Consider the following 23596-nt stretch of genomic DNA (forward strand, 5'->3'; position numbering starts at 1 on the left):
CATGACCAGCCCCGAAGCCGCCCTACGACAACTCGACGTGACCCTCGGGCCAGTGCTCCAGGGTGTCGGCTTCCAGCCCGCCCAGATCGGCGCCGACGATCACACGGCCACCACCACCTACTGTGCCCCGCTGACCACCATCCGCACCAACTTCCCCGACCTGCCCGACGGTAGCGGCTATGAGGATGTGGACTTCCTCTGCTACGACGTGATTGTGGAGGTCCAGCAGGGCCGGCTGCGGGAGGTGCGCTGTGAGGGCATCGGCCTGGACGAGATGCTGATCGCCATCGGCCGTGACGACGCCGCGGACCGCTATCAGGCCCAATTGGGCCAGCCGGCGAGTGAGGGCCGCGACGAGCTCACCGAGATGCTGCGCGCCGTGTTCAGCCACCGGAGTCCCGACCCGGACCCGCCGGCCAGCCGTCGCTTCCTGGCCTGGTCCTGGGTGATGGCCCACCACAACCAGGACGTGGCCGCGCTGCATGATCGGCTCACCGCCGACAGCCCGGACCAGCTGACCGCCGCCAAGAGGATCTATGAGTATGTGCGCGACGAGATCCGGCACTCCCTGGACCACGGGGACACCGCCGTGACGCTCACCGCCTATCAGGTGCTGGAGCAGGGCACTGGGCTCTGCTATGCCAAGTCGCACCTGGCCGCGGCGCTCTTTCGTCGCTCCGGGATCCCCGCGGGGCTGGCCTACCAGCTGATCGACGGCGACGACGGACCCGTCCTGCACGGGCTGGTCGCCATCCACGTCGACGGCGCGTGGCACCGGCTGGATGTCCGCGGCAACAAGCCGGGCGTCGACGCCCAGTTCGACCTTGAGCGGGAGCGGCTGGCCTTCACCGGCGAGGGTGTGGCGGATCTGCCCGGCATCCACGCCGAACCCACGCTGAGCGTCGTGAACGCCCTGGTGGACGCCACCGATCTGCGCGAGGTCCGGCTGCCGTCGTCACTCTGAGGAGCCCTCGACAGGCTCGGGCACCGTGGTTGGGTGAGCTTGGTCGCTCTGAATCAGACTCTTGACCCTGCCACCGTGTCAGACGCCACAGTGGAGCCATGGCCGAGACCACGAAGCTCATGACGATCGGCGAGTTCAGTTCGCTGACCCGCCTGTCCGTCCGCATGCTGCGCCACTACGACGCCCACGGTGTCCTGGTGCCCGCCGCCATCGACCCGTGGACGGGCTACCGCCGCTACTCCCCGGAGCAACTGCGCGATGCCGCGGACATTCGCAACCTGCGCGACGTCGGCTTCGGCGTCTCCGCCATCTCAGCCCTCCTCGCCGCCCGCAGGACGCCGGCCTGGGCCAGCGCGCTGGAACTGCAGCGCCAGACCCTCGTCGACGAACAGCGCGCGGCCCAGAACCGGCTGGCCCTGATCACCACACTTCTCAGCCAAGGAGAGCCCAGCATGTCCATCACCGTCGATCGCACCACCGTCCCCGCCCAGACCGTCGTCGCCCTGCACGGCGTCGTACCCACCTATTCCGACGAGGGCCAGCTGTGGCAGCAGTTCTTCCCGCTGCTGCAGGCCCAGGGCATCACCCCGATCGGCCCGTGCGGTGTCATCGAGCACTGCGAGGAGTACACCGAACACGACGTCGAGCTGTCGGTCTTCTTCCCCGTCGCGCCCGGCACCACGGCCGAGGCCCCGCTGCAGGTCCTGGAACTGCCCGAACGAGACTGCCTTGTCGCGCATGTCGCCGGGTCCTATGACCAGATCACCACCGCACACGATCTGATCAACAGCCGGCTGGCCACTGACGGCCTCACATTGCGCAGCGACGGCAGCCTGGCGGCCAAACCCTTCAACCACTATCTGGTGACACCGGACCAGGCGGCCCCGGAAGACCTCGTCACCGACGTTTTCCAGCCGGTCTGCTGAGAATGGCCCGTCCGGTGCGAGCGGAACCCCCCGCTCGCACCGGGGCCCCTCGACAGGCTCGGGGATCGTGGGGACCAATCCAGCTCGGAGACCGCGGGGAGACGACTGGCCCGGGGGCTGCGAACCCGGCTCCCACTACGGTGATCCCATGTCCACCCTTGACGAGCTGATGATCGCCACCGAGCAGGGCCAGAGTGTCGACCTGCCGGGCAGGACCTCGTCGCTGGTGTGGCGCACCATTGCCCCCGCCGTGCTCACGTTCACCTCGGCCGCGGTGGCGCTGGGTGGTTCCAGCAACGTCATCCGGCTCGTGGCCGCGGCCTTCGGCCTCGCCATGGCCGTCACAACGCTGGCCGGCTTCGCCAGCCTCACCCGAGTGCGGCACATCTACCGGATCCTGCCCGAAGGACTGTGCGTCGACGGCTCCCCCGTCATCGCGTGGCCGCTGATCGGCGGCGCCTTCCGCCACACGGACCCGCACACGGACCGCGGCGCCACGGAATTCCCCGTCCTGTCCCTCACCGACGACGGCCTGGCCTGGTTGCGCCAGCACGGCACGGCCCGGATGAAGCTCGCGCACCGCAAGGACCTGCGCGGAATGCAGGTCCCCTTGGCGAAGGGCTGCAATCCGGACCAGACCGCCAAGCTGCTGTCCGCCGCCATCCGCGCTCATCGCTCGCGCCTGGGCCTGCCACCCGTCGCCTGACCGCCCGAGCCCAAGGAGAGGCCATGAACTCCGTCGAGGAATACCAGACCGCCATCCAGACCTCCACGGCTGTGGACCTGCCCGCCAGCACGTGGAGGGAGTGGGTCAAGCTCGTCTTCCTCATCGCGATATTGGTCGTCGCCTCCCTCCAAGCCCTCTCCCACCCGTCACCCGATGTCCGGGCGGCTCTGGGCCTGGTTGTCCTGCTTCTCCTGATCGGCATCACCCTCACCCTCAAGACACTCACCCGTCGTCGTCCGGCCATCCGGATCAGTCCGGAGGGCATGGCCGTGCGCGACGGAACAGTGGTGCCCTGGGAGGCGATGGCCGGTGCCGTCGCCGGCAAGAACACCGGCGGCGAGCATCACACCAAACGCGTGCTGGTCACCCTGACTGCCAGCGGTGAACAGTGGGCAGAGAGCGCGGGATGGCCCAGGCTGTGGATCAACTCCCCCACCCGTACCGAAGGCCTGCTCTTCCCCGTCGTCCGGGGGTGCAGCCACGAGCAGACGGCCGAACTCCTGTTCACCGCGATCCGCGCCCACCGCCAGCGTCTTGGACTTCCCACCGCAAATCCGGGAGGGAGCGCATGAGCCAGATGCAGAGGCAACTCGACACCATCCACCGCAGCAATCACGTGGACCTGCCGGGCAGTGCGGTACGAGAGGGCAGGTACTTCCTCCTGACGCTCGGGCTGCTGGCCTTCGTGACCATCAGCCTGTTCACCGAGGAGTCCCGCTTCAGGCAGGGCGGACTCGTCCTGTTGGGCCTGCTGGTCCTTCTGCTCGTCTACGCCGCCGTCTGGAACCTCGCCACCGTGCGTCACGCCATCCGGATCAGGCCCGACGGGATCGCGGAACGTGACCAACCAGTCATCCCGTGGCGCATGCTGGCGGAGGCGGAGGCCGGCAGGGACACCGACGAGGCCTGGGACATGCGGGTCCTGCTCATCCTGACCAGCGAGGGCCGCGACTGGGCCCGCGCCCATGACGTCCTGCTCAAGGATGTCCACAAGCCGCTTCGCGCTCGGGGCATCGAGATGCCGGTGCTGCGCGGATGCAACCACCAGGAGACGGCCGACGTGCTCACGGTCGCGATCCGGTTGAACAGACTGCGTTCGGGGCTACCGCCCGTCGCCTGAGGAAGTCAGACGGGCCAGGCCTCCTGGCGCCAAGCGGCATCCCAGAACATCCACTCATAGCGCGACGCCTGCAGGAAGGCCTCCCGCATCCGCTCGCGGACCTCGTCGGAGGCGGCGTCGGCCAGCCGATCGGTGATCTCCCGCGCCCGGGCCGTGGACTCCGCGAAGGCCGGGTCCCCGTACATCCCGATCCAGTCCCCATAGGGGTGCCCGGACAGGTCACCGGCGGACTCCAGCAGCTTCTCCCCCACCCACTGGTAGATCCAGAAGCAGGGCAGGATGGCCGCAACCCCCACCTCGTAGGGGGCGGCGGCGGCCGTCGCCAGCAGGTAGCTGGTGTAGGCCCGGCAGGTGGGCGACATCACACCGGCCCCCACCTCCACATGCGCGGCGTGCAGCTCGCGCTCCGCGACGATCGCCCCCTGCACCCCAATGCCCCAGAAGGTGATCTCGTCGGCGTGCGACGCGCGACCAGCCAGCATGCCCATCGCCCGGGCGTAGTCGGCCAGGTAGAGCGCGTCCTGCGTCAGGTAGCCCTCGAAGATGTCGTGGGGCAGGCTGCCGTCGCCCAGCCCGGTCACGAAGGGGTGCCGTTCGATGGCGGTCAGGATGGGGCAGGCCTGCTCCCAGAGTTCGTCGGTGAAGCCCATGTCAGTCCTTCCAGAGATTCCAGAAATGGTGTACGGGCCCGTGCCCGTGCCCGATCTGCAATTCGTCGGCGCGTTCCAGGGCGTGGGTCAGCCATGCCTTTGCATCGGCGACGGCCTCCAACCAGGTGCCACGCTGCGGCCGCAGGGTCGCGATCGCCGAGGACAGGGTGCAACCCGTGCCGTGCGTGTTCCGGGTCTCGACGCGGGCCGCGCTGAGCTCGGTGATTGCCTCAGCGTCGGCGTAGATGTCCACGGCTTCCGGCCCGGTCAGGTGCCCGGCCTTCAACATCACCCGCTGCGCCCCCAGCTCCAGCAGGGCCGTGGCCTGGGCCGCCATCGCAGCACCGTCACGCACCTCGTCGACGCCCAGCAGGACGGCCGCCTCCGGCAGGTTGGGGGTGATCAAGGACGCCTTGCCGATCAATCCGCGGACGGCCTGTTCGGCCTCGACGTCCAGCAGTCGGTCCCCGCTGGTGGCCACCATCACCGGGTCCAGCACGACGTGTTCTCCGCCGCGAGCCCGGTAGTCGTCGATGATCCGGCCTGCGACGGCCGCCACCTGCGGGGTGCCCAGCATCCCGATCTTGATCGCGTCGGGCAGGATGTCGTCGGCCAAGGTCTGCCACTGCCGCCAGACGAAGTCCGGTTCCACCCCGGCGACGCCGGTCACACCCCGCGTCGACTGGGCGGTCAGCGCGCAGACCACGCCCATTCCGTAGCCGCCCAGGGCGCTGAAGGTCTTGAGGTCGGCGAAGATCCCGGCGCCGCCGCTGGGGTCGACGCCGGCGATGGACAGGACCTTGGGGATCATGGGCGCACCTCGTTCTCCAGCCCCTCGACGGGCTCGGGGATCGTGGTCGGGTTGGGCACCCCGGGGATCGTGCTTGCGGTACCTGCTTGCTGCCACTCCCGCAGGATGGCGGCGGTGGCCGCGCCCGGATCATCGGCACCACAGATGGCACTGACAATCGCCATGCCGGCGCCCGACGGCTTGACCGGCGCAACCCGCCCGGGTCCGCCGACCCCGCCGATCGCCACCGAGGGCAGCAGGTTCAGCCGGGCCAGCTCCGCCAGCCCGTCGGGCCCGATCGGCGGGGCGGCATTCGGCTTGGTCTGCTGCGCCCAGACCGGCCCGATTCCCAGGTAGTCCAAGGTCCCCGCTGGCAGTCGGTTGGCTGCCTCCACGTGCGAACGCTGCTCGACGGACAGGCCCAGAATCGCATCCGGCCCCAGCACTGCCCGGGCCTCGACGGGAGGCAGGTCCCCCTGGCCGATGTGCGCGCCGTCGGCTCCCGCCGGGCCCACCAGGTGCACCCGATCGTTGAGCACCACGGGCACCCGGCCGGCGACGGCCCGCACCACCGCCCGGGAGAGCTCCAGGAAGCCGTCGTCAGGCAGGTCCGGGTCCCGCACCTGCACAAAGGTGGCGCCATTCTGGACGGCGGCCAGCACGGTGCGGACCACGGCCTCGGGGCCACCGCAGATGCCGGTGTCGGTGACCAGGTAGCAGGTCATGGCTTCGACCAGCTCAGCCGATGTGGGCCTCATGAGAGCTTCACCTTCTGTTCCAGTTCCTCGGGGGTGACCAGGGCCAGCTGGTCCAGCAGGGCGACGGCGAAACTCCCCGGCCCCTGCGTCGTCGCGACGGCATTGTCCGCGGCCACGCACATCAGGGCCGTCGCGGCCGAGGCCGCCAGCAGCGGCTCCGCGACACCCGCGAAGCCCGCCATCAGCGCGCCCAGGCTGCAACCCACCCCGGTGACCCGGGTCATGATCGGGTCACCGTTGTGGATCCGGACCACCTGTTCCCCGTCGGTGATGTGGTCCACCGCCCCGGAGACCGCCACCACGCAACCGACGCTGCGTGCCAGCCCCTGGGCCAGGCCCAGCACCTCCTCCGGCGCGACGGTGGTGTCCGCACCACGGCCACCCGCCCCGCCGGACAACCCCGAGATCTCCGAGGCATTGCCCCGGATGATGGTGGGCTGGTTGTCCAGCACCTCCAGGGCGAAGGCTGTGCGCACCGGCAATCCCCCGGCGGCAACCGGGTCCAGCACCCAGGGAGTGCCGGCCTCGTGCGCGGAATGCGAAGCCACCCGCATGGCCTGGTAGGTCTCCCGGTAGGGGGTCCCGGTGTTCACCAGCACCCCGGAGGCGACCCCGGCAAAGAGCCCTGCCTCCTCCGGATTGTCCACCATGGCCGGCGCCCCGCCCGCGGCCAGCACCACATTGGCGGTCCACTGGGCCACCACGATGTTGGTCAGGCATTGCACCAGCGGCGTCCTCTCCCGCAGCAGGCGCAGCGCTTCGGCCAGGCCGGCCGGGGTCACGACGGTGGAATGAATGGCTGGGTCTTTGGATGTGCTCATGAAAAGCAACGTCCCTTCGCTAGTCCGAACTAGATCAGGTTCGACGGGTGTGTTCTCAGCCACCATCACTCCCAGAGGGGTGGCACCCCGCGTCACTGTCGGCCACGTTATCGCATGGCGTCTGCTCGGACCGGCTCGGGCGGCCGGATCCGCCCGCCCCATCCGCTTGGACGGACGACCCGTTGTCCCGGTAGAGCGAATGCCGCAGCCAATTGCCGTAGTGGCACTGGACCCTCGTATTCGCTCCATCGGGACAACGGGCCCCCCGACCCACTGTGTGGTTCGCGGGAAGATGGGAGGATGCGCCACCCCTTCTTTGAGATCGACGTCTTTGCCACCGGCCCGTTCAGCGGCAATCCCCTCGCGGTGATCGCCGAGGCTGACGGCCTGAGCACGGAGCAGATGCAACGGATCGCGGCCTGGACCAACTTTTCCGAGACCACCTTCCTGCTCCGCCCCACCACGCCGGAGGCGGACTACCGGGTGCGGATCTTCACCACCAGCCAGGAGTTCCCCTTCGCCGGCCATCCCACGTTGGGCACCGCCCGGGCCTGGCTGGAGCTGGGCGGCCGCCCGCACCGGCCAGGCACCGTGGTGCAGGAATGTGGTGCCGGGCTGGTACCGGTGCGGATCGATGGGGATGACCTGGCCTTCGCCACCCCGCCGTGCATCCGCACCGGCCCGCTGGACGACGAGGACCTGACCAAGGCCGTGCGGGTGCTCAACCTGACACCAGCGGACGTCGTGGCCCATGCCTGGGGTGTGAACGGCCCGCCGTGGCAGCTCCTGCAATTGCGCGATGCCGACGCCGTGCGGGCCGTCCGCCCGCATACCGACCGGCCCGGCGTCCACATCGGCCTGGTGGGGCTGGAGGACGCCGGCTCCCCTGTCGCCTACGAGGTGCGCGCCATCGCCGAGGACCGCGAGGATCCGGTGACCGGCTCCCTGAACGGGGCCCTGGCCCAGTGGCTGCGCGGGCGGGGTCTGGTACCGGCGCAGTACGTGGCCACGCAGGGCGGTCAGGTGGGGCGCGCCGGCCGGGTGACGGTACGCGACGACGGCTCCGAAATCTGGATCGGCGGCGAGGCGACCGTCCGGGTCCATGGCGAGCTGAGCAACTGAGAGATCGCCAAGAGCCACAGCTTTTCTAGACCAGCTAGTCCGAATATATTTTTCGGGTACGTCCCGAAAGGAAGCCCATGCCTGAGATCCAGCCTCACGAGGCGCCCGTCCTCCCGCGCAGGGACGACGTGGAGAGCCCCCGTGACGGGGACCTGCCCCACGTGGCCGCGACAGGCTCGGCCCACGTGGAGGCCCCGCGGCACTCGGCCGTCGAGCCCCGGAATGACGCCGACCCGGCACCGGTCGAGGCACCGCGACACTCGGCCCCCGCCATCCAGGACGAGCCCGTCTCCGCCGGCCTCGACATCATCAGCCCGGCACCTGTCGCTACCGAGAACCCGGCACTGCTCACAGCCGAGGCCCCGGCACCCGCTGCGCCCGAAAGCCCGACACCCATCACCGGGGACGACGAGATTCTGCGCGCCCGCCGGCTCCAGCTGCGCGGCCGCGAGTCCAAGGTCTTCGGGCCGGTGGACCTCACCCTGACCAGGGGCGGGATCACCGTCGTGACCGGACAGCAGGGCGCCGGGCGGTCCGCGCTGCTGCTGGCGCTGTCCGGCCGGCTGAAGGGGGTTCAGGGGGAGCTGCAGTCCGCCGAGATCGACGGCATCGCCCACCCCCGCAAGCTGCGGCGGCAGGTCTCCGTCGCGCGAATCAGTGACCTGGCGGATCTGGAGCCCAACCTGACCATTGCCGAGTCCCGCGACGAACGGGCCATCGCCGACGGGATCGGGGTACGCCGCGGCCGGGAGCGCTTCGCCGAGTTGGAAACCCTGCTCAACCACCAGTTCGACAAGGAGCAATGGGTCGGCCGGATGCCGGCCGTCGAGCGCACCCTGTTGACCATCGTGCTGGGCTGCCTGGCCCCGGCCAGCTTCGTCGTACTGGATGATGTCGACGACTCCCTGACCGAGCGCCAACTGACCTGGATCCACGACGGCCTGGGCCTGCTGACAGAGCAGGGCCACAGCTTCGTGCTGAGTTCGCTGGAACAGAGTCCGGTGCCGCCCCGAGCCCAGGTGGTCCACCTGAGCCCGCCGCCCACCCGCACCGAACCGAACTTCGAGCTGCACCGGCTGCGCCGTCGGCTGGCCCAGCCCACCTCCACGAATCCCACCACCGAGGAACTCGACTGATGTTGCTCTCCCGCTTCGAACTGCGTCGCTTCCGCGGCCTGCTGCCCAAGCTGGCGTTGATCTTCGCCACCCTGGTGCCGGTGATCTACGGCTCCATCTACCTGGCCGCCAACTGGGACCCCTATGGCCGGCTGCAGGACCTGCCGGTGGCGGTGGTGAACGAGGACCAGCCGGTCACCTACAACAAGCAGCAGGTGCACGCGGGCCAGGACTTCACCGACAATGTGGTCTCCGGCAAGGATTTCGACTGGCATGTCACCGATGCCGCGGACGCCGAGGAGGGCCTGCGGGAGGGCCGCTACTACCTGACGGTTCGGGTGCCGAAGGACTTCTCCGCCAACCTGGTCAGCGCCTCGAGCGCCACCCCCAAGCGGGCCGAGATCACCATGCATCGCAATGATGCCAATGGCTTCGTGATCGGCTCGGTCACCGGCCAGGCCCAGAACAAGATCGAGCAGGCGGTCAACGAGACGGCCGTCGAGGCCTATTTCGAGGCCGTCTTCGCCAATCTGGACAAGATCCGGCAGGGGATGATCGACGCCCGGGACGGCTCGGCCAAGCTGACCAAGGGACTCACCGATGCCAAGAGTGGCTCGGCCCAGCTGGCCACCGGCACGACGGAGGCCCACAGCGCCACCACCAAGCTGGCCACCGGCGCCAACACCCTTGACCAGGCCTTCCCCAAGCTGGAGAAGGGCGCCGGTGATCTGCAGTCCGGCCTGGGCGAGCTGGGGACCGGCTCCCTCAAGCTCTACAACGGCGCCAGCCAGGTGGCGGGCGGAACCCAGCAACTGGAGGACACCGTCGTGCCAGTGCTGGACAGGGCCGCAAAGCTGCAGGGCCAGGTGAAACAGGATTCGGCCACCATCAACACCGACATCCAGGCCATCAGCTCCGACGTCACCGGCACCACCGATTCCGTCGGCAACAAGCTGGACCAGGCGGAGGAAGCCCTGGCCACCGTCGGCCAGCTGCCCGAGGTGGCTGACACGGAGGCCTACAAGAAGGCGCAGACCAGACTGGACGAGGCCCAGGCCCGCAATGCCAAGGTGGCCACCGCCGCCACCCGGGCGTCCACCCGCTCCGCCGCGCTCAACCAGCGGGTGCAGGACGCCAATGCCGCCAAGGACCTGGGCAATGCCTCGGCCAAGCTGAAGCAGCTCAACAGCGGCGCCCAGCAGGTCGCCACCGGCGCCAGCAGCCTTCACAAGGGCATTGACCAGGCCACCGAGGGGGCCGGCACCCTGAGCGCGGGAATCACCAAGGCCGGTGGCGGCGTCAGCCAGCTGAACACCGGCCTGGGCCAGCTCGACGGGGGCATGGCCAAGCTGGACACCAACATGACCAAGCTGGACCAGGGCCTGGGCCAGCTGAAGTCCGGCTCCGAGCAGCTCACCAAGGGCCTGACCGACGGGGTGAAGCAGATCCCGGCGCTGAGCAAGAGCCAGGCCCAGGGCGCGGCGCAGGTGCTCTCCGCCCCGGCCGACGTGCACACCCTGGTGGAGAACCCGGCCCACGTCTACGGCCGGGGCCTGGCGCCGCTGTTCCTGTCCATCGCCATGTGGGTCTTCGGCATCTCCGGCTTCCTGGTGATGCGGCCCATCTCCGGCCGGCTGCTGTCCGGGCGGATGAATCCGGCCCACCTCACCCTGAGCGCCTATCTCCCCTTCGGGACGGTGGCCGCAGCCGGCGCGTTCATCATGCTGGCGACGGTGTGGATCGCGCTCGGCCTCGATCCTCTGCACGGGATCGCGGCCGTGGGGCTCACCCTGCTGGTGGCGGTGGTCTTCTCCATGATCGCGCACTTGCTGCGGATGGCCCTGGGGCTGCCCGGCTCGGCGCTGCTGTTGGTCTGGCTGATCCTGCAGTTGGCCTCGACGGGTGGCACCTACCCGGCCGCGGTACTGCCGCCCTTCTTCCGCTGGATCAGCCCGTTCATGCCCATCACCTACTCCATCGACGCCTTCCGCGTGGTGATCTCGGGCGGGTTGTGGAGTCACTTCACGCGGGACGTGATCGTGCTGGCGGTGATCGGGGGGACCACCTTCCTGCTGGATGTGGTGGCCGTCGGCGCCCGGCAGCGGTTCACCATGAGTGACCTGCATCCGCCGCTGCGGCACTGAGCGGGGAAGCGCGGAACCCTGTCTTGCATTGTTGACGATTCAACTATATCGTGGTGGGCGCCTCGCAGAAGCCGGGGCTTGCCCACGCACGAAGGAACTCCCATGCGCCACCTGCTCACCCCGCCCCACCTCGTCCGTGACCTGGCCCTGTTGGTCACCCGCCTGCTGCTGGGCGTCATCCTGATGGCCCACGGCTGGCAGAAGTTCTCCACCTGGGGCCTGTCCGGCACCGCCGGCACCTTCAAGCAGATGGGGGTTCCCGCTCCCCAGCTGTCCGCGGCCTTCGCCGCCGTCGTCGAGCTGGTGGGTGGCGCCGCCCTGATCCTGGGCATCGCCACGCCCGTCGTCGCCCTGCTGGCCGCGCTCAACATGTTCGGCGCCTACTTGTTTGCCCACACCGGCTCCGGGATCTTCGTCAAGGAGGGCGGCTGGGAGCTGGTGGGCGCCATCGGCGCCGCGGCCCTGACCCTGGTGGGTGCCGGCGCCGGCCGGTTCAGCATCGACGGCCTGCTGGGCCGCGGGCGGACCGCCACCAACGACGCTCGCCAGCCCGCGGCGGCGCACGGTGCCACCGCCCGAGACGAGGACCTGGTCACCCGCTGACCCACCCATCACTCGCGGCCCGTCACCCGCGGCCGCCACACCCGGCCCCGTCGGCATACCTCGCCGGCGGGGCTGGGCATTTGTTCGTGTCGATCACCGCCTTCGGGGTGATGTCCGACGCGGAACCGACACGTAGCGTTGGCCAGACAGGCATCGGGCGAGGGTTGGATCCTGAACGTCCCCGGAGGGAAGAACGGCTACTGGCCACCACCGCCCGAACTGGCCCCTTCGGCTGGAAGACTCGCGCCGATACGGGTTCCAACCCACCATCCCCTCCAAGTAGGTCTCGTGTCCCGCTCTCCCGTCTTCACCGTGGCAACCCGCACCTCGTCGGGCGCTTCGTCGATGCGTGAGGCAGTGGTGCAGGGGCTGCGGTTCACCGGGCTGCTCTCCTGGCTGGTGGTCACCTTCGTGGCCCTGGTGCCCACTTTCGACGACGTGCCAATGCGGGAATTCCTGCCCGGCCTAGTATTGCTGGGGATCAGCAATACCCTCACCCTGCTCGGCCTGCTGCTGGACGTGCGTCGTCCCCTGCTGGTCCGCACCGCCGGCTTCAGCCTGCTGGGGGCCGGACTGCTGCTGGCCCCCGAGCGGCACCTGTTCAGCCCCGCCAACCAGTGGGCACCCGGCTTCTGGGCCCTGCCGATGCTGGCCTGGGCGCTGATGGTCCTGCACCGGTGCAGCTACCTGCGAATCGCCGTCGTCTGGGCCCCGCTGCTGACCGTGGTGGACGTCGCGATCCAACTCTTCAATGACCAGCCGATCACCCGGCTGGCCCTGAGCCCCGCGGTCTGGATCGCGCCGCCGCTGCTCGCCGTCGCCCTGTTCGGTGACGCCCTGCTCCGGCTGGCCGAGCGCGCCGACCACCTGACCGGCCAGCGACGCGAGGCGCAACGGGAGCAGGACCAGGAGAGTCTGCGGCGCGAGCTCACCGTCGAGAACGACCGGATGATGCATGACCACGTGTTGCACGCGCTGCACGCGCTGGGCCGCGGCGCGGGCCAGGTCTCGCCCAACCTGCTGGTCTCCGAGTGCCAGACCGCGGTGCAGGCCATCGGCCAGGACGGCGACGACCCCATGCTGGACCTGGGGCGCCTGCTCCGCTCCGACCCGGCGCTGGCGGCGGCGGGCGGCCACGTCTTCGGGTCGGCGGAGCTGGCTCCCCGGCACGTGGCCCTGGCCATGCAGGCCGCCACCCACGAGGCACTGGACAATGTGGCGCGGCACGCCCGCGCCACCCGGTGTGATGTCCGGCTGGGCCAGACCGACGGGCGCTGGGTGATCCGGGTCCGCGACGACGGGATTGGCTTCGTTCCCGGCCAGCGCCCCACCGGCACGGGCCTGCAGTGGGCCGTGTCCGAGCGCATGGACCGGGTTGGTGGGGCCGCCGAGATCGACTCCCAGCCGGGACGGGGGACGCAGGTCACCCTCACTTGGCCACGGGCCGCGACGGCCGGGGAGGAGGCCCTGGCCGACACCGCCCGCGAGGACGTCCGCCGTTTGCTCTCTCTCACCGCATGGCCGGGACTGGCGACCGGCTTCCTGATGACGGCGCTGATGGCGCCCGCACTGAGCCGCCCGTTGTTGGCCACCTGGGTCTGTCTGGGCGTCCTGATGGCCGGTTTCGGCGCCGCCTCCTGGCTGCGCCGCCACCCGCTGTCCCGCCCAGCCGGACTGCTCCTGCTGCTGGCGGCGGTGGCGGGCTGGCTGGTGAACCTCTGGCTGGCCCCCGACGCACTGCCCAGCACAGACCTGCTGTGGATGGCCTGGGCTTGTTCGGCCCTGCTGCACCTGGTGGTGCTCCAGGTGCCGGCCGGGCAGGGCCTCATGATCGCGCTCGGCTGGCTGGGCGTCCAGCTGGGCGGCGCGCTGTGGCGCTTCGGGCTGCACGGCCCCTGGTCGATGCTGCTGCCCGCGGTGCTCACCGGCTCCGGCCAGGTATTCCTGGTGCTGGTGGGGCTGTCGGTGGCGCGGCGGCTGGCCCGCGACCACGCCTTCCAGGCCTCCCGAACCGAACAGACCCGGATTGCCACTGCCCAGCTCCAGCTGGCCCACCACCGTGAGCAGTTCTGGTCCCGCCGCGCCACCGACGAAGCCCTTCCCCTGTTGGAGGACGTGGCGAGCGGCCGGGTGCGGCCGGATGATCCCCAGGTGATCCAGCGGGCGCAGCGGCTGACCGTCGAGCTGCGTGAGGACCTCCTGCTGGGGCCCGAGGAGCGGGAGCTGACCGCCGCACTGGCCTCGGCCCGGGATCTGGGGTGGACGGTGACCTCCACCCTGAAAAAGGAGTCCGGGCGGTCCCTGCGCCATGCGGTGCTGCTGCTGGAGGCCCTGGGGAAGCCCGCCCGGCAGGGTCAGGCGGTGACGGTGAGCGCCAGGCACGGGCAGGCGGTGGCCGTCGTGCTGGATCCGACGCCCGAGCAGCAGCGGCGGTGGGCCACGACCATGACCGGCCCGCGGCTGGGCGTTGACAACGACCCGGAGTTCAGCCGGCTGCGGGTGACGTCACTGGCCGAGTGAGCCACGCCGAGTGAGTCACGCCAAGTGGGCCAGGCACCGGACAGCGGTTGGCGGCAGGCGGCCCGGCCGACGCAACGTCGGGCCGGTCGGGCCTGGACCCACCCTAGGCGCACGAACCAGCTGACCGCCCACTGCCCACCAGGCGAGCAGGGCCGTCCAGATGGCGGCCGGGGCCCCTCGACTACGGTCAGGCCTGGGACGAACCCGTGAACCGGTAGACCACCGGCTGGAAGTCCTCCTCGTGGCAGTCCAGCGTGACGACGGTCAGGATGCCGTGCGAACCCTCCGCGATGCTGCCCTGCTCGAACTCGACGTCGCTGAGCACCCCCAGGACGCAGTCCCCCTGGTGCTCCCGGATGAAGTCCACCTCCTCGGCGCGCAGCAGCACCGGCCGACCGACCGTCTCCGTGCCCTTGGCGAAGAGGTAGCTCTGCTCATCACCCTTGAAGGCGACGGCGAAGAAGGGCCGGTCCTCATTGGCCCGGGCCACCTCCCAGCCGTCCTCCTCGAAACTGGCGGCCAGCTGCTCCTTGGCCTCGGAATTCAGCACCCGGCGACGGGCATCGTCCAGGTCCCAGCCGGCCTCGCGCGGCGCGGCGGCCGGCTTCTCATTGCCGGTGTGCCGGCCCCAGAGCCGATCCATCTCCTCGGCCATGGGCTGGTGCAGCTCGACGCCGCTCTTCTGCGGATTCCAGCCGTAGCCGGGCACGTCGCGCCGCAGCACCTCCGGGCCGATTGCCTCGTCGGCGTCCAGCACCAGATCCCAGTCGATGTCCACATAGTTGGCGGTGCGCGCCGGGTCATCCCAGTGTTCGCCCGAATAGATCCGGCTGGAGACCACACCGGCCCCACGCACGCCGCGGGGCTCGCCCTCGCAGCGTTCCAACAGGTAGACCCGGTCACCCGGCTCGATTCCCTGCCGACGGCCACCGCAGCTCCAGCACTCCCGGACCGTGGCCCCCGCGGCGGTTCGGTTGATCAGCTCCCGCTCGTCGTCGGGCGTCCAGAACCACTGCTTGGTGTCATGCGTGATGAGGAAGGTGCGCCGGGTGCGTTCCTGCGGGGCATAACGCTCCGCAGCGATCATCGCGTCCTGCTCGGCAGTGTCCAGCAGGCTGACGCCCGCTGCGCCGACCTCCACGGCCCGCCCCACCAGCGCATCCCGCACCGGGTCCCCGCGGTGCAGCAGCCGGCCCAGCAGCGCCTGGACCACGCGCCCGTCCTGCTCGACGTTCTCGACGCCCTCCAGCTCCGCCACCAGACGAATGGTGCCGTCGTGGCTGAAGGTGGCGAACTGTTCCTGCGCGGCCTGCTCCGGCAACGGCCAAGCGCCCCGATTGGCATTCCACAACTGCTCGTCGCTGACCTTGGGATCAAAGCCGACGAAACTCCGCGGGATGGGCTGGTTGTACGGGTCAACATCCTGGCGAGGGCCGAGGTTGATGTTGATGGCCACTGAATTCTCCTCCTGCGGTTGGTTGTGTCAGCGGGGGCTCACCCGCCGCCATGCTGGGGAGGGTACCCCTTGGGGTGGGGCCGACAACAGGAAACGGGACCGCGTACGCCAACAGCAGAAGCGGCCTGCGCCCGGCCCCGAATGGTCCATGCGCTGAGACATGCCGATGAGTCGTCGACGGGGGGACAGGGCGCAGGTCCCACCCCTCAGCTGACCGAGGGCCAACCCGGCCTCGTTCTGGCTGCGGCTTTGCTGCAGGAGGCGAGCCGCCAGCACTCCCGGGGCGCGGGCGCTGTCACAATTGGACAGCCCCACTGGCCTGACAGGAATCCACCCCGTGCCCCTCACGCAGTATCTTGCGGAAGACCCCGGCGTCAGCAAGACGTCGAGCAGTGCGCTGCGCGCGCTCGGGTTAACCCAGCTGCTGCTGGTGCTGAGCACGGAGACCCTTTCCTTCGTCATCGACGGGTGGAGCGCGGCGCCCGGCGCCCGCTTCGGCCTGGCCTGCCTGCTGCTCAGCCAGGTACTGGCCGGTCTGGCCCTGCTGCTGCGTCGGGAGAAGATGTGGCACGCCTGGCTGCTCTACGCCCTGCTGGCCGTGGGAATCGGCGACGCCCTGACCCACCCGGGCGAGTACGACGTGGTCGGCCTGATGATCCCCGGCTTCTGGCTGGTGCCGCTGGTGGTGGTGGCGCTGCGCACCCACCGGCGTCGCAAGTACCTGACCTTCGCCGGCATCACCACCGGGTCGATGCTGATCCTGATGGTCCTGCTGACCGGATTCCAGAGCTTCACGGCGATGACCGGGTACCTGTGGTTGGTCCTTCCGGTGGCCCAGACCCTGCTCTTCGGGGAGGCGATCATCCAGATCGCCGAGTCACGCGATGCCGCCGTCGCCCGCCAGGTGCGCACCGAGCTGCAGCACCAGCAGGAGACAGCGCAGATTGCCGCCCGACGGGAGGCGGCCCGGTTGCTCCATGACCATGTCCTGCACGCCTTGCATGCCCTGTCCCGCCCGCCGGCGGGGACGCCGGTCGAGCTGGTGCGCGACGAATGCCGCACCGCCTACCGCACCCTGACCGAGCAGACCCCGGCGGGGGACGTGGCCCGGGTGGAGGACCTGCTGAGGGCCGACCCGCTGGTGGCGGAGGCGGGGGCCGTGCTGAGCGGCAACAGTGAGCCGGTGCCCACCGCCGCAGCGCAGGCGATGGCCGCGGCCGCCCACGAGGCGCTGCGCAATGTGCAGCGCCATGCCCGGGCCACGCGGGTGGGGATCCGGGTGGCCTCCCTGGCCGGGGTGGTCCGGATGGCGATTGTCGACGACGGCCGAGGTTTCGACCCGGCACGGCGTGCGGTTGACCGGATGGGGGTCGGTCGCTCCATCCTGCAGCGGCTGGACGACGTCGGCGGCCGCGCGGAGATCACCTCCCAGGAAGGCTCCGGCACCAGGGTGACTCTGGAGTGGCCCCGTCAGGGCGACGCCGCCGACAGCTCCCTGTGGTACCACGCGCCCAGCCGCGCCATGCGCCGCCACCTCACCCGCGCGGCCTGGCCGGGGCTCGCATTCTCCGCCGCCCTGTCCCCCTTCGCGGCGACGCGATCCAGTCATCCCACGCCGCTGCTGTTGCTGTCCGCCTTGGGTCTGGCGCTGGGTTGTGCGGCGGCCGTCGTCCTGTCCCGCCGGCAGCTGCGCCCCCTGGGCGTACCGCTCCTGCTGATGTCCGCCTGGGGGCTGTGGGCGGTCAACCTGTGGGCCCTTCCCATCCCGCCCGAATACGACTACCCGCTGTGGATGGCCTGGCTGGGCTCATCGCTGGTGCACCTGGTGGTGCTCTCCTCCCGGCTCAGCGTCGGCGCCGTGGTCACGGCCCTGTGGGCCGGCTTCCAGGCGGGCGGCATGTGGCTGCGTTTCCAGAACCCCTGGGCCATCTGGGACCACTCCTTCGTGCTGATCACCGGGGCGGGAGATGTCCTGCTCACCCTGTTCGTGCTGGCGGTGACGCAGCACGTCGCCGCGCAGGAGGCACAGGCGGCCGAGCAGGCCTCCCACCGGATGGCGGCCATCGCCCAGATGCAGACCCAGAGCCAGTTGGACCAGTTCTGGAGCCAGCGGGTCACCCAGGAAGCGCTGCCCCTGCTGCAGTCCGTCGGTCAGGGCGCGATCGATCCGCAGGAGGTGATCGTGCGCCAGACCTCCACCCTGTTGGAGGCCCAGCTGCGCGACGAGCTGGTGCTGGGCCCCAGGTACCCCACCCTGGTGGCGGCCCTGGCACGGGCCCGTGGCGACGGGTGGAAGGTGGTCTCCACCCTGTCCCAGGACGACTCGCCCGAATCCCTGCAGCGGGCCGAGGAGATGGTGCGCCTGCTGGGCGCCCCCGCCGAACCGGACCAGGCCATCACGATCAGCGCCAACCAGACCCACAGCCTGGCCGTGATCCTGGACGCGTCGGAGCAACAGGGCAACTCCTGGAGCCGACGACTGTCCGCCCGGGGCGGCCAGCTGGAGCGGGACCCGGACTTCTTCCGGCTCAGCCTCCCGGTGGAGCCCGCGGAACACTGAGCCCGGGCTGTGATTGCGGACCGTTCTCGGAGTCGCCACCAGGCCCGCACTCCGCGCCAGCCACGTTGGACTTCTGACCCAGTTTGCGCGGCGCCGCGGACCGGTTAATCTCAGAGCACACGGGTCGGGGCCGTGCCATCCACGGCATTTGGAGCCCACCATGACCGCCCGCATCCAACCCGGCCAGCCCGCCTTCACCACCCCCTCGGAACGCGAGGTCTTCGAGCGCGTCGTCGCGCAACTGGACGAGGACTGCCTGGTGCTGGCCAACCTCGGAGTGAGCGACTCCGCCAAGGACCACGAGATCGACCTGCTGGTGCTGATGCCCGGCTCCGGGATCGTCGTGGTGGAGGTCAAGGGCAGCCACGTCTGGCACGACATGCACAACTGGCGGATCCAGCGGCAGGGCGGCGACGAGGTGATCCACCCCGTCGACCAGGCCCGGGACGCCTGCTATGCCCTGCGTCACTTCGTCGAGTCCGATCCGCGCTGGGGCAGCCGACGCCGGGTGCGGTGGAGCCACCACGTGGTGCTGGCCCGCACCGACCTTGCCGACGGCTTTGCCACGCCGGACTGCCCGCGCTGGCAGGTCAGTGGCCGGGGCGACCTGCCCGAGCTGGGTGAGCGGATCTGGCGAACCACCTGGCAGCACCGCCGCGACGCCGTGGCCCCCAGCCTGGACGACGTCGAGGCCATCGAAAGGATCCTCGTCGGCCGGGGCCTGCCGCCGCGTGACGTGGGAGAGTTGGCCGCCGAGCGGGCCGAACGCGCCCAGCGCCTCACCCAGGAACAGGCCGCCCTGCTGAGGGCCACCCGGCTGCTGAACCGGGTGGAGGTGCGCGGCGGTGCCGGCTCCGGCAAGACCGTGCTGGCGGTGCAGCAGGCCAAGGACTTGGCGGCGGGCCGGCTCACCGAGCGGCGCGAACGGGTCGCGGTGGTCTGCTATTCCTACGGCCTGGCGCACTTCCTGCGACGCGAGCTGTGTACCGGCTCGCGGGGCAAGCAGCCGGCCTTCGTCGGCACCTTCGAGGAACTGGGCCGTCGCTGGGGGCTGGAGATGGCCGGCCGGGATGACTCGGCCTTCTGGGAACACATCCTGCCCGGGCAGATGGCCGAGCGGGCCGCCGGCCTGGACCCCTCGGAACGCTTCGACGCGATCGTGGTGGACGAGGCGCAGGATTTTGCCGAGACCTGGTGGACTCCCCTGCTGACCAGCCTGCGCGACGAGGAGACCGGCGCCCTGTACGTGTACACCGACGAGCGGCAGCGGATCTTCCCCCGCTTCGGCCGGCCCCCGGTGGCGCTGGTGCCGCTGGTGCTGGACCACAATCTGCGCAACACCCGCCAGATCGCCCAGACCTTTGCCCCGCTGGCGCCGCGGATGGACCTGCGGGGTGAGTCCGGGCCCGAGGTGAGCTTTGTGCCCAGCTCCGTCGACGGGGCGGTGGCGGCCGCCGACGAGCAGGTGGAGGCCCTCTTCGACGAGGGGTGGTGCGAGCAAGACATCGCGCTGATCACGATGGGGCGGCGGCATCCGGTGCAGGTGGAGCGTCAGCAGGTGCTGGGATACGACGGCTACTGGGCCGAGTACTGGGAGGGCACCGACGTCTTCTACTCCCACGTGCTGGGCTTCAAGGGACTGGAGCGCCGCGCGGTGGTGCTCTGCGTGAACCTGGAAGCCGGCCGGGAGCGCGCCGCCGAGATGCTCTACGTCGGGCTCTCCCGGGCCACCGACCGGCTCGTCGTGGTGGGGGATCCGGAGCAGGTCCGCGCCATCGGTGGCGACGAGGTGGCCCGGCGCCTCGGCCTCTGAGCGGCAGGCCCCCTCGACCTCAGCGAGCAGCTCCCTCGGCCCCTGAGCGGCCAGCCGAGGCTCGACAGCGTCGACCACCGCGGCTTCTCCGAGACCCGATCCCGCGCCTGCCCGCTTCCGGGCCCAAGGCTGACCTCAGCTGATCCCGGCCCGTCGTCCCTTCTTGCCCCCGGCCTGTCCTCCTCCGCTGGCCCGAGGGCTCCCCTACCGGCCCCGAGGCTGTCCCCTACTGGCCCCCAAGCCCGTCGAGGGGCCCGCCGTGTCCCCCAATCGGGTGACATGAATCTGCTTGTCAGGGGCAGCATGACGCGGTTTCAGGGGACAATTCCGGGGCGCATTCTGTATGAACTCTGAACCGCTGGACCGATTGGTCGAATTAACTTGTGATCACTTCCGGCATGGGGGAATGTTGAGTCATCGCCGGGAGGGATCGGGGGATCCACCGGCGGGCGGCCTCTTCGGGGGAATGGGTCGCCGCCACGTCTGCGATATCGGGGGATGCCGCAGACACCGCTCGTCGATTCGGGGGATGACAACGAGCGGCCGGCTGGATCGGGGGATCCGGCCAGAGCAGGACCTGCTGGACCAGATCGGGGGATCACGGTTCGGCACGAACCCACGGGCCCGCCGGCATCAGCTGGCGGGCCCGAATTCGTTCCAAGGCCGGACCGGTGCGACGTCCCGCCGACGAGTGGGACAGAGCGGCCCCAGCCCTTGCCTTGATCCCGGCTTCGCGAGAGAGTGTGAACTGGATCACAAGAGCGAGACGCGAACGGACGAAACGATGTCGGGCACCCAACGAGAGACCACCCTGCGCTTCCTGGCCGCCCCGATGGAGGGCAATGAGAAGGGCCATGTGGAGGGCGGCACCGTGCTGGCCTGGATCGACAAGGCCGGCTACGCCGAGGCGGTGGCCTGGAGCGGTTCCTACTGCGTGACCGCCTACGTCGGCAATGTGCGCTTCAGCAGGCCCGTGCTGGTCGGTGAGCTGGTGGAGGTCCAGGCCCGCATCGTGCACACTGGCCGCAGCTCCATGCACATCGTCTGCACCGTCAGCTCCGGCAACCCGCGAACCGGCGAGTTGGCGGTCACCTGCCAGTGCCTGATCATCTTCGTCGCCACCGATGGCAAGGGGAAGTCCGTCGAGGTGCCGCCCTTCAACCCCGAATCCGACTGGGAGAGGGAGCAGCAGGAGATCGCCATCCGCCGGGTCGAGGGGCGCAAGGAGATCGAGGAGGACATGGCCCGGCAGGTCTACACGGACCAGACGGAAGCCCTGCGGCGCACGCTGCGCTTCCTGGCCAAGCCCACCGACGTCAACTGGGGCGGCAAGGTGCACGGCGGCATCGCGATGGAGTGGATTGACGAGGCCGCCAACCTGGTGGCCGAGACCTGGCACCAGGGCCCGGCGATTCCCGTCTTTGCGGGTGGTGTGCGCTTCTATCGCCCGATCCACATCGGCCACCTGGTGGAGGTGGAGGCGCGGCTGATCCACACCGGCCACAGCTCCATGCACGTCAGCGTGCACGTCCGCTCCGGCGACCCGATGAAGAATGAGCTGGAGACCACCACGCACTGCCTGATGGTTCTGGTGGCGCTGGACGAGACCGGCACCCGCAAGCGCCACGTCCGCTCCTGGAATCCCAAGCTGCCCGAGGATCTGGAGTTGCAGGAGCATGCCAAGCGGCTGATCGACATCCGTCAGGGTCTGGCCCGACGCGCCCCGCGCGAGGTTCCGCACTAGTTCGCTCCCGCTCGTCGCGTCCCGGGCCGCGAGCCGGCCCATCCACGGCTCCCAAGCCCGTCGGGCAGCCCACCCCCTGACCCACACCCGACCACGGTTGCCCGAGCCCCAACTACGTTGTCGCCCCAATCACGCTGTCCGAGCCTGTCGAGGGCCGGGGTCAGGCCATCGACGAGCCGTTGCTGCGTACCCAGCCGTTCAGGCCCACGTCGCGCCACGTGCCGCTCCCAATGCCATCCCATGCTCCCTACGCCCTGCACACCGGCGCGGGGAGCACGGGCTGGCGCAACGTGGACCTTCTGGACACCTGAGCCCACGGCCACGAGGACTGAGACAAACATTCCAATCCCCGACGGACCAGCGAGCATGGAGCCATGGAGGCCTCCCCAACCCTGCTGAACCTGACCCCGCGCCAGCAACTGCGGGCGGGACGGATGCCGCGTCGCCTGATCCAGTTGGCGGTGGGGCTGTGGATCTTCGGCGCGTCGATCGCGCTGGTGCTGCGCAGTGGACTGGGGCTCTCCCCGTGGGATGTGCTGCACGTCGGCATCGCCCGGCACGTCCCCCTGAGCATCGGGACGGTCTCCATCCTGGTGGGGACGGTGGTGCTGTTGCTCTGGATCCCGTTGAGGCAGTGGCCCGGCCTGGGTACGGCGCTCAACATCGTCGTGGTTGGGATCGCCATCGACGCGACCCTGGCCCTGCTGCCTCCGGTGGGCACCGACGGCCCGCCCGGCTGGGCCCTGCGCGGCGGTCTGCTGGCCGCCGGCGTGGTGCTGAATGGCCTTGCCGGAGCCATGTACATCGGCAGCCAACTGGGCCCCGGGCCACGCGACGGGCTGATGACCTCCCTCAGCGAGAGGACCGGCTGGCAGATCGGTCCGGTGCGGATTGCCATCGAGGTGACCGTGCTGGCGATCGGCTGGATGCTGGGCGGTCCCGTCGGGCTGGGCACCGTCGCCTATGCCCTGGCGATCGGTCCGCTGGTTCAGGTGATGCTGCCGCGATGCCTGGTTCGGCTGGACGTGCCGCGGGCCAGATCCGTCGTCGCCAACCCTTCCACAGCCGGCGCCGGACGGGAGAGGATGGACCGGTGAGCCGCTCCGCACGACGCCTGACCCCCAAGCCCCGCCCCACCGACCCGCGCACCGCCAGCCGGCAGATCGCCCGTCAGCAAGAGGTCCTGCAGGTGCTGCTGGACCAGCGCGGCGAACCGCTGGCGGTCGACGCGCTGGCCGAACGGCTCGGGGTCTCGGAGCGCACCGTCGAACGGGATCTGGAGCGGTTGCGTTCCGCCCGGCTACCGCTGCGAGGCCGCGGAGGCCAGGGTGGCGGTGTCTGGCTGGACGTCACGCGCAGCCGGGGCGCCCTGCGGCTGGACGACGACCAGGTGATGGCACTCGTGCTGGCGCTGGACTTCCTGGATGCCGACCTGCCGGAGCGGCTCCTGCAAACCCGGGACCAGCTGCGACGACACCTCGCCGACCCGAGCCTGTTCTGACCCGAGCCCTTCTGACCCGAGCCCTTCTGACCCGAGCCCTTCTGACCCGCACCGCCCCGGAAACCCCACTGCCCTGGGGAAGCCACTGCCCCTGGAAGCCACCCTGGGAGCCCCACTGCCCCGGGTAGCCCAGTGCCCGTTACCTTGCTGGTGACCCCGTAGGGCGGGGTTACGGTCGCCGGGCCCGGCATGACTCTGTGCCCCTGTCGTACGCATGATCCGGGGGGTGTTGTCACCGGGCCTGGTGGCGCCAGCCGACCGC

The 23596-nt window shown here is 70.1% G+C and carries 20 protein-coding genes and 1 riboswitch; of the genes, 15 read left to right on the top strand and 5 right to left on the bottom strand.

The window, feature by feature from the left end; all coding sequences use genetic code 11:
• Position 1: 1 nt before the first annotated feature.
• The 5 genes from AAEX60_RS10615 to AAEX60_RS10635 all read left to right on the top strand — a co-directional run bounded on the left by AAEX60_RS10615 (position 2) and on the right by AAEX60_RS10635 (position 3737).
• The gene (locus tag AAEX60_RS10615; protein ID WP_342103351.1) at positions 2-964 is read left to right on the top strand and encodes a transglutaminase-like domain-containing protein; all 963 of its coding nucleotides are present in this window, start codon (positions 2-4) and stop codon (positions 962-964) included.
• A 98-nt stretch (positions 965-1062) separates the two neighbouring features.
• Positions 1063-1890, top strand: a complete 828-nt coding sequence (locus AAEX60_RS10620) for a MerR family transcriptional regulator (RefSeq protein ID WP_342103352.1) — start codon at positions 1063-1065, stop codon at positions 1888-1890.
• A 148-nt stretch (positions 1891-2038) separates the two neighbouring features.
• Positions 2039-2596, top strand: coding sequence for a hypothetical protein (locus AAEX60_RS10625; RefSeq protein ID WP_342103353.1), 558 nt, complete (start codon positions 2039-2041; stop codon positions 2594-2596).
• A gap of 23 nt (positions 2597-2619) precedes the next feature.
• Complete coding sequence (locus AAEX60_RS10630; protein ID WP_342103354.1) at positions 2620-3189, top strand: hypothetical protein; 570 nt, start codon at positions 2620-2622, stop codon at positions 3187-3189.
• Entirely contained in the window at positions 3186-3737 is a 552-nt protein-coding gene (locus tag AAEX60_RS10635; protein WP_342103355.1) for a hypothetical protein, read from the top strand. Before AAEX60_RS10630 ends, AAEX60_RS10635 begins: the two co-directional genes overlap by 4 nt.
• A 5-nt stretch (positions 3738-3742) precedes the next feature.
• Here AAEX60_RS10635 and AAEX60_RS10640 read toward each other — a convergent pair whose 3' ends face one another.
• The 4 genes from AAEX60_RS10640 to thiM all read right to left on the bottom strand — a co-directional run bounded on the left by AAEX60_RS10640 (position 3743) and on the right by thiM (position 6756).
• On the bottom strand, positions 3743-4387 hold the full coding sequence (locus AAEX60_RS10640) for a TenA family protein (RefSeq protein WP_342103356.1): 645 nt from the start codon (positions 4385-4387) through the stop codon (positions 3743-3745).
• Between the two features lies 1 nt (position 4388).
• Complete coding sequence (thiD, locus tag AAEX60_RS10645) at positions 4389-5198, bottom strand: bifunctional hydroxymethylpyrimidine kinase/phosphomethylpyrimidine kinase (RefSeq protein WP_342103357.1); 810 nt, start codon at positions 5196-5198, stop codon at positions 4389-4391.
• Positions 5195-5935 (bottom strand): thiamine phosphate synthase, encoded by a 741-nt coding sequence (locus AAEX60_RS10650; RefSeq protein WP_342103359.1) that lies wholly within the window; start codon positions 5933-5935, stop codon positions 5195-5197. The genes thiD and AAEX60_RS10650 overlap by 4 nt, the downstream gene beginning before the upstream one ends.
• On the bottom strand, positions 5932-6756 hold the full coding sequence (gene thiM / locus AAEX60_RS10655; protein ID WP_342103361.1) for a hydroxyethylthiazole kinase: 825 nt from the start codon (positions 6754-6756) through the stop codon (positions 5932-5934). The genes AAEX60_RS10650 and thiM overlap by 4 nt, the downstream gene beginning before the upstream one ends.
• A riboswitch (TPP riboswitch) is annotated at positions 6751-6856 on the bottom strand. Its footprint overlaps the gene before it by 6 nt.
• Positions 6857-7056: 200 nt before the next feature.
• On the opposite strand from thiM, the gene AAEX60_RS10660 reads away from it, so the two are divergent.
• From AAEX60_RS10660 to AAEX60_RS10680, 5 genes are all read left to right on the top strand, one after another.
• Entirely contained in the window at positions 7057-7878 is an 822-nt protein-coding gene (locus tag AAEX60_RS10660) for a PhzF family phenazine biosynthesis protein (protein ID WP_342103364.1), read from the top strand.
• Between the two features lie 77 nt (positions 7879-7955).
• Entirely contained in the window at positions 7956-9014 is a 1059-nt protein-coding gene (locus tag AAEX60_RS10665; RefSeq protein WP_342103365.1) for an ATP-binding cassette domain-containing protein, read from the top strand.
• On the top strand, positions 9014-11137 hold the full coding sequence (locus tag AAEX60_RS10670; RefSeq protein WP_342103367.1) for a YhgE/Pip domain-containing protein: 2124 nt from the start codon (positions 9014-9016) through the stop codon (positions 11135-11137). The genes AAEX60_RS10665 and AAEX60_RS10670 overlap by 1 nt, the downstream gene beginning before the upstream one ends.
• A 102-nt stretch (positions 11138-11239) precedes the next feature.
• A complete protein-coding gene (locus tag AAEX60_RS10675; protein WP_342103368.1) occupies positions 11240-11740 on the top strand; it encodes a DoxX family protein in 501 nt (166 codons plus the stop codon).
• 288 nt (positions 11741-12028) lie between these two features.
• On the top strand, positions 12029-14260 hold the full coding sequence (locus AAEX60_RS10680) for a sensor histidine kinase (RefSeq protein WP_342103369.1): 2232 nt from the start codon (positions 12029-12031) through the stop codon (positions 14258-14260).
• A gap of 187 nt (positions 14261-14447) precedes the next feature.
• Here AAEX60_RS10680 and AAEX60_RS10685 read toward each other — a convergent pair whose 3' ends face one another.
• Positions 14448-15716 carry a hypothetical protein gene (locus tag AAEX60_RS10685; protein WP_342103370.1) on the bottom strand — a complete coding sequence of 423 codons (1269 nt, stop codon included), beginning with the start codon at positions 15714-15716 and terminating at the stop codon, positions 14448-14450.
• A 337-nt stretch (positions 15717-16053) separates the two neighbouring features.
• Here AAEX60_RS10685 and AAEX60_RS10690 point away from each other — a divergent pair, with 337 nt between their 5' ends.
• The 5 genes from AAEX60_RS10690 to AAEX60_RS10710 all read left to right on the top strand — a co-directional run bounded on the left by AAEX60_RS10690 (position 16054) and on the right by AAEX60_RS10710 (position 23334).
• Entirely contained in the window at positions 16054-18276 is a 2223-nt protein-coding gene (locus tag AAEX60_RS10690) for a sensor histidine kinase (protein ID WP_342103372.1), read from the top strand.
• Positions 18277-18436: 160 nt separating this feature from the next.
• Complete coding sequence (locus AAEX60_RS10695; RefSeq protein ID WP_342103374.1) at positions 18437-20089, top strand: NERD domain-containing protein; 1653 nt, start codon at positions 18437-18439, stop codon at positions 20087-20089.
• A gap of 784 nt (positions 20090-20873) precedes the next feature.
• Positions 20874-21833 carry an acyl-CoA thioesterase gene (locus AAEX60_RS10700; protein WP_342103376.1) on the top strand — a complete coding sequence of 320 codons (960 nt, stop codon included), beginning with the start codon at positions 20874-20876 and terminating at the stop codon, positions 21831-21833.
• A gap of 374 nt (positions 21834-22207) precedes the next feature.
• Positions 22208-22930: a membrane protein YczE gene (yczE, locus tag AAEX60_RS10705; protein ID WP_342103378.1), complete on the top strand. Its 723-nt coding sequence runs from the start codon at positions 22208-22210 to the stop codon at positions 22928-22930.
• A complete protein-coding gene (locus AAEX60_RS10710) occupies positions 22927-23334 on the top strand; it encodes an HTH domain-containing protein (protein ID WP_342103379.1) in 408 nt (135 codons plus the stop codon). The genes yczE and AAEX60_RS10710 overlap by 4 nt, the downstream gene beginning before the upstream one ends.
• Positions 23335-23596: the final 262 nt, after the last annotated feature.

The organism is Luteococcus sp. H101 (genome assembly GCF_038433155.1).
Taxonomy (GTDB): domain Bacteria; phylum Actinomycetota; class Actinomycetes; order Propionibacteriales; family Propionibacteriaceae; genus Luteococcus.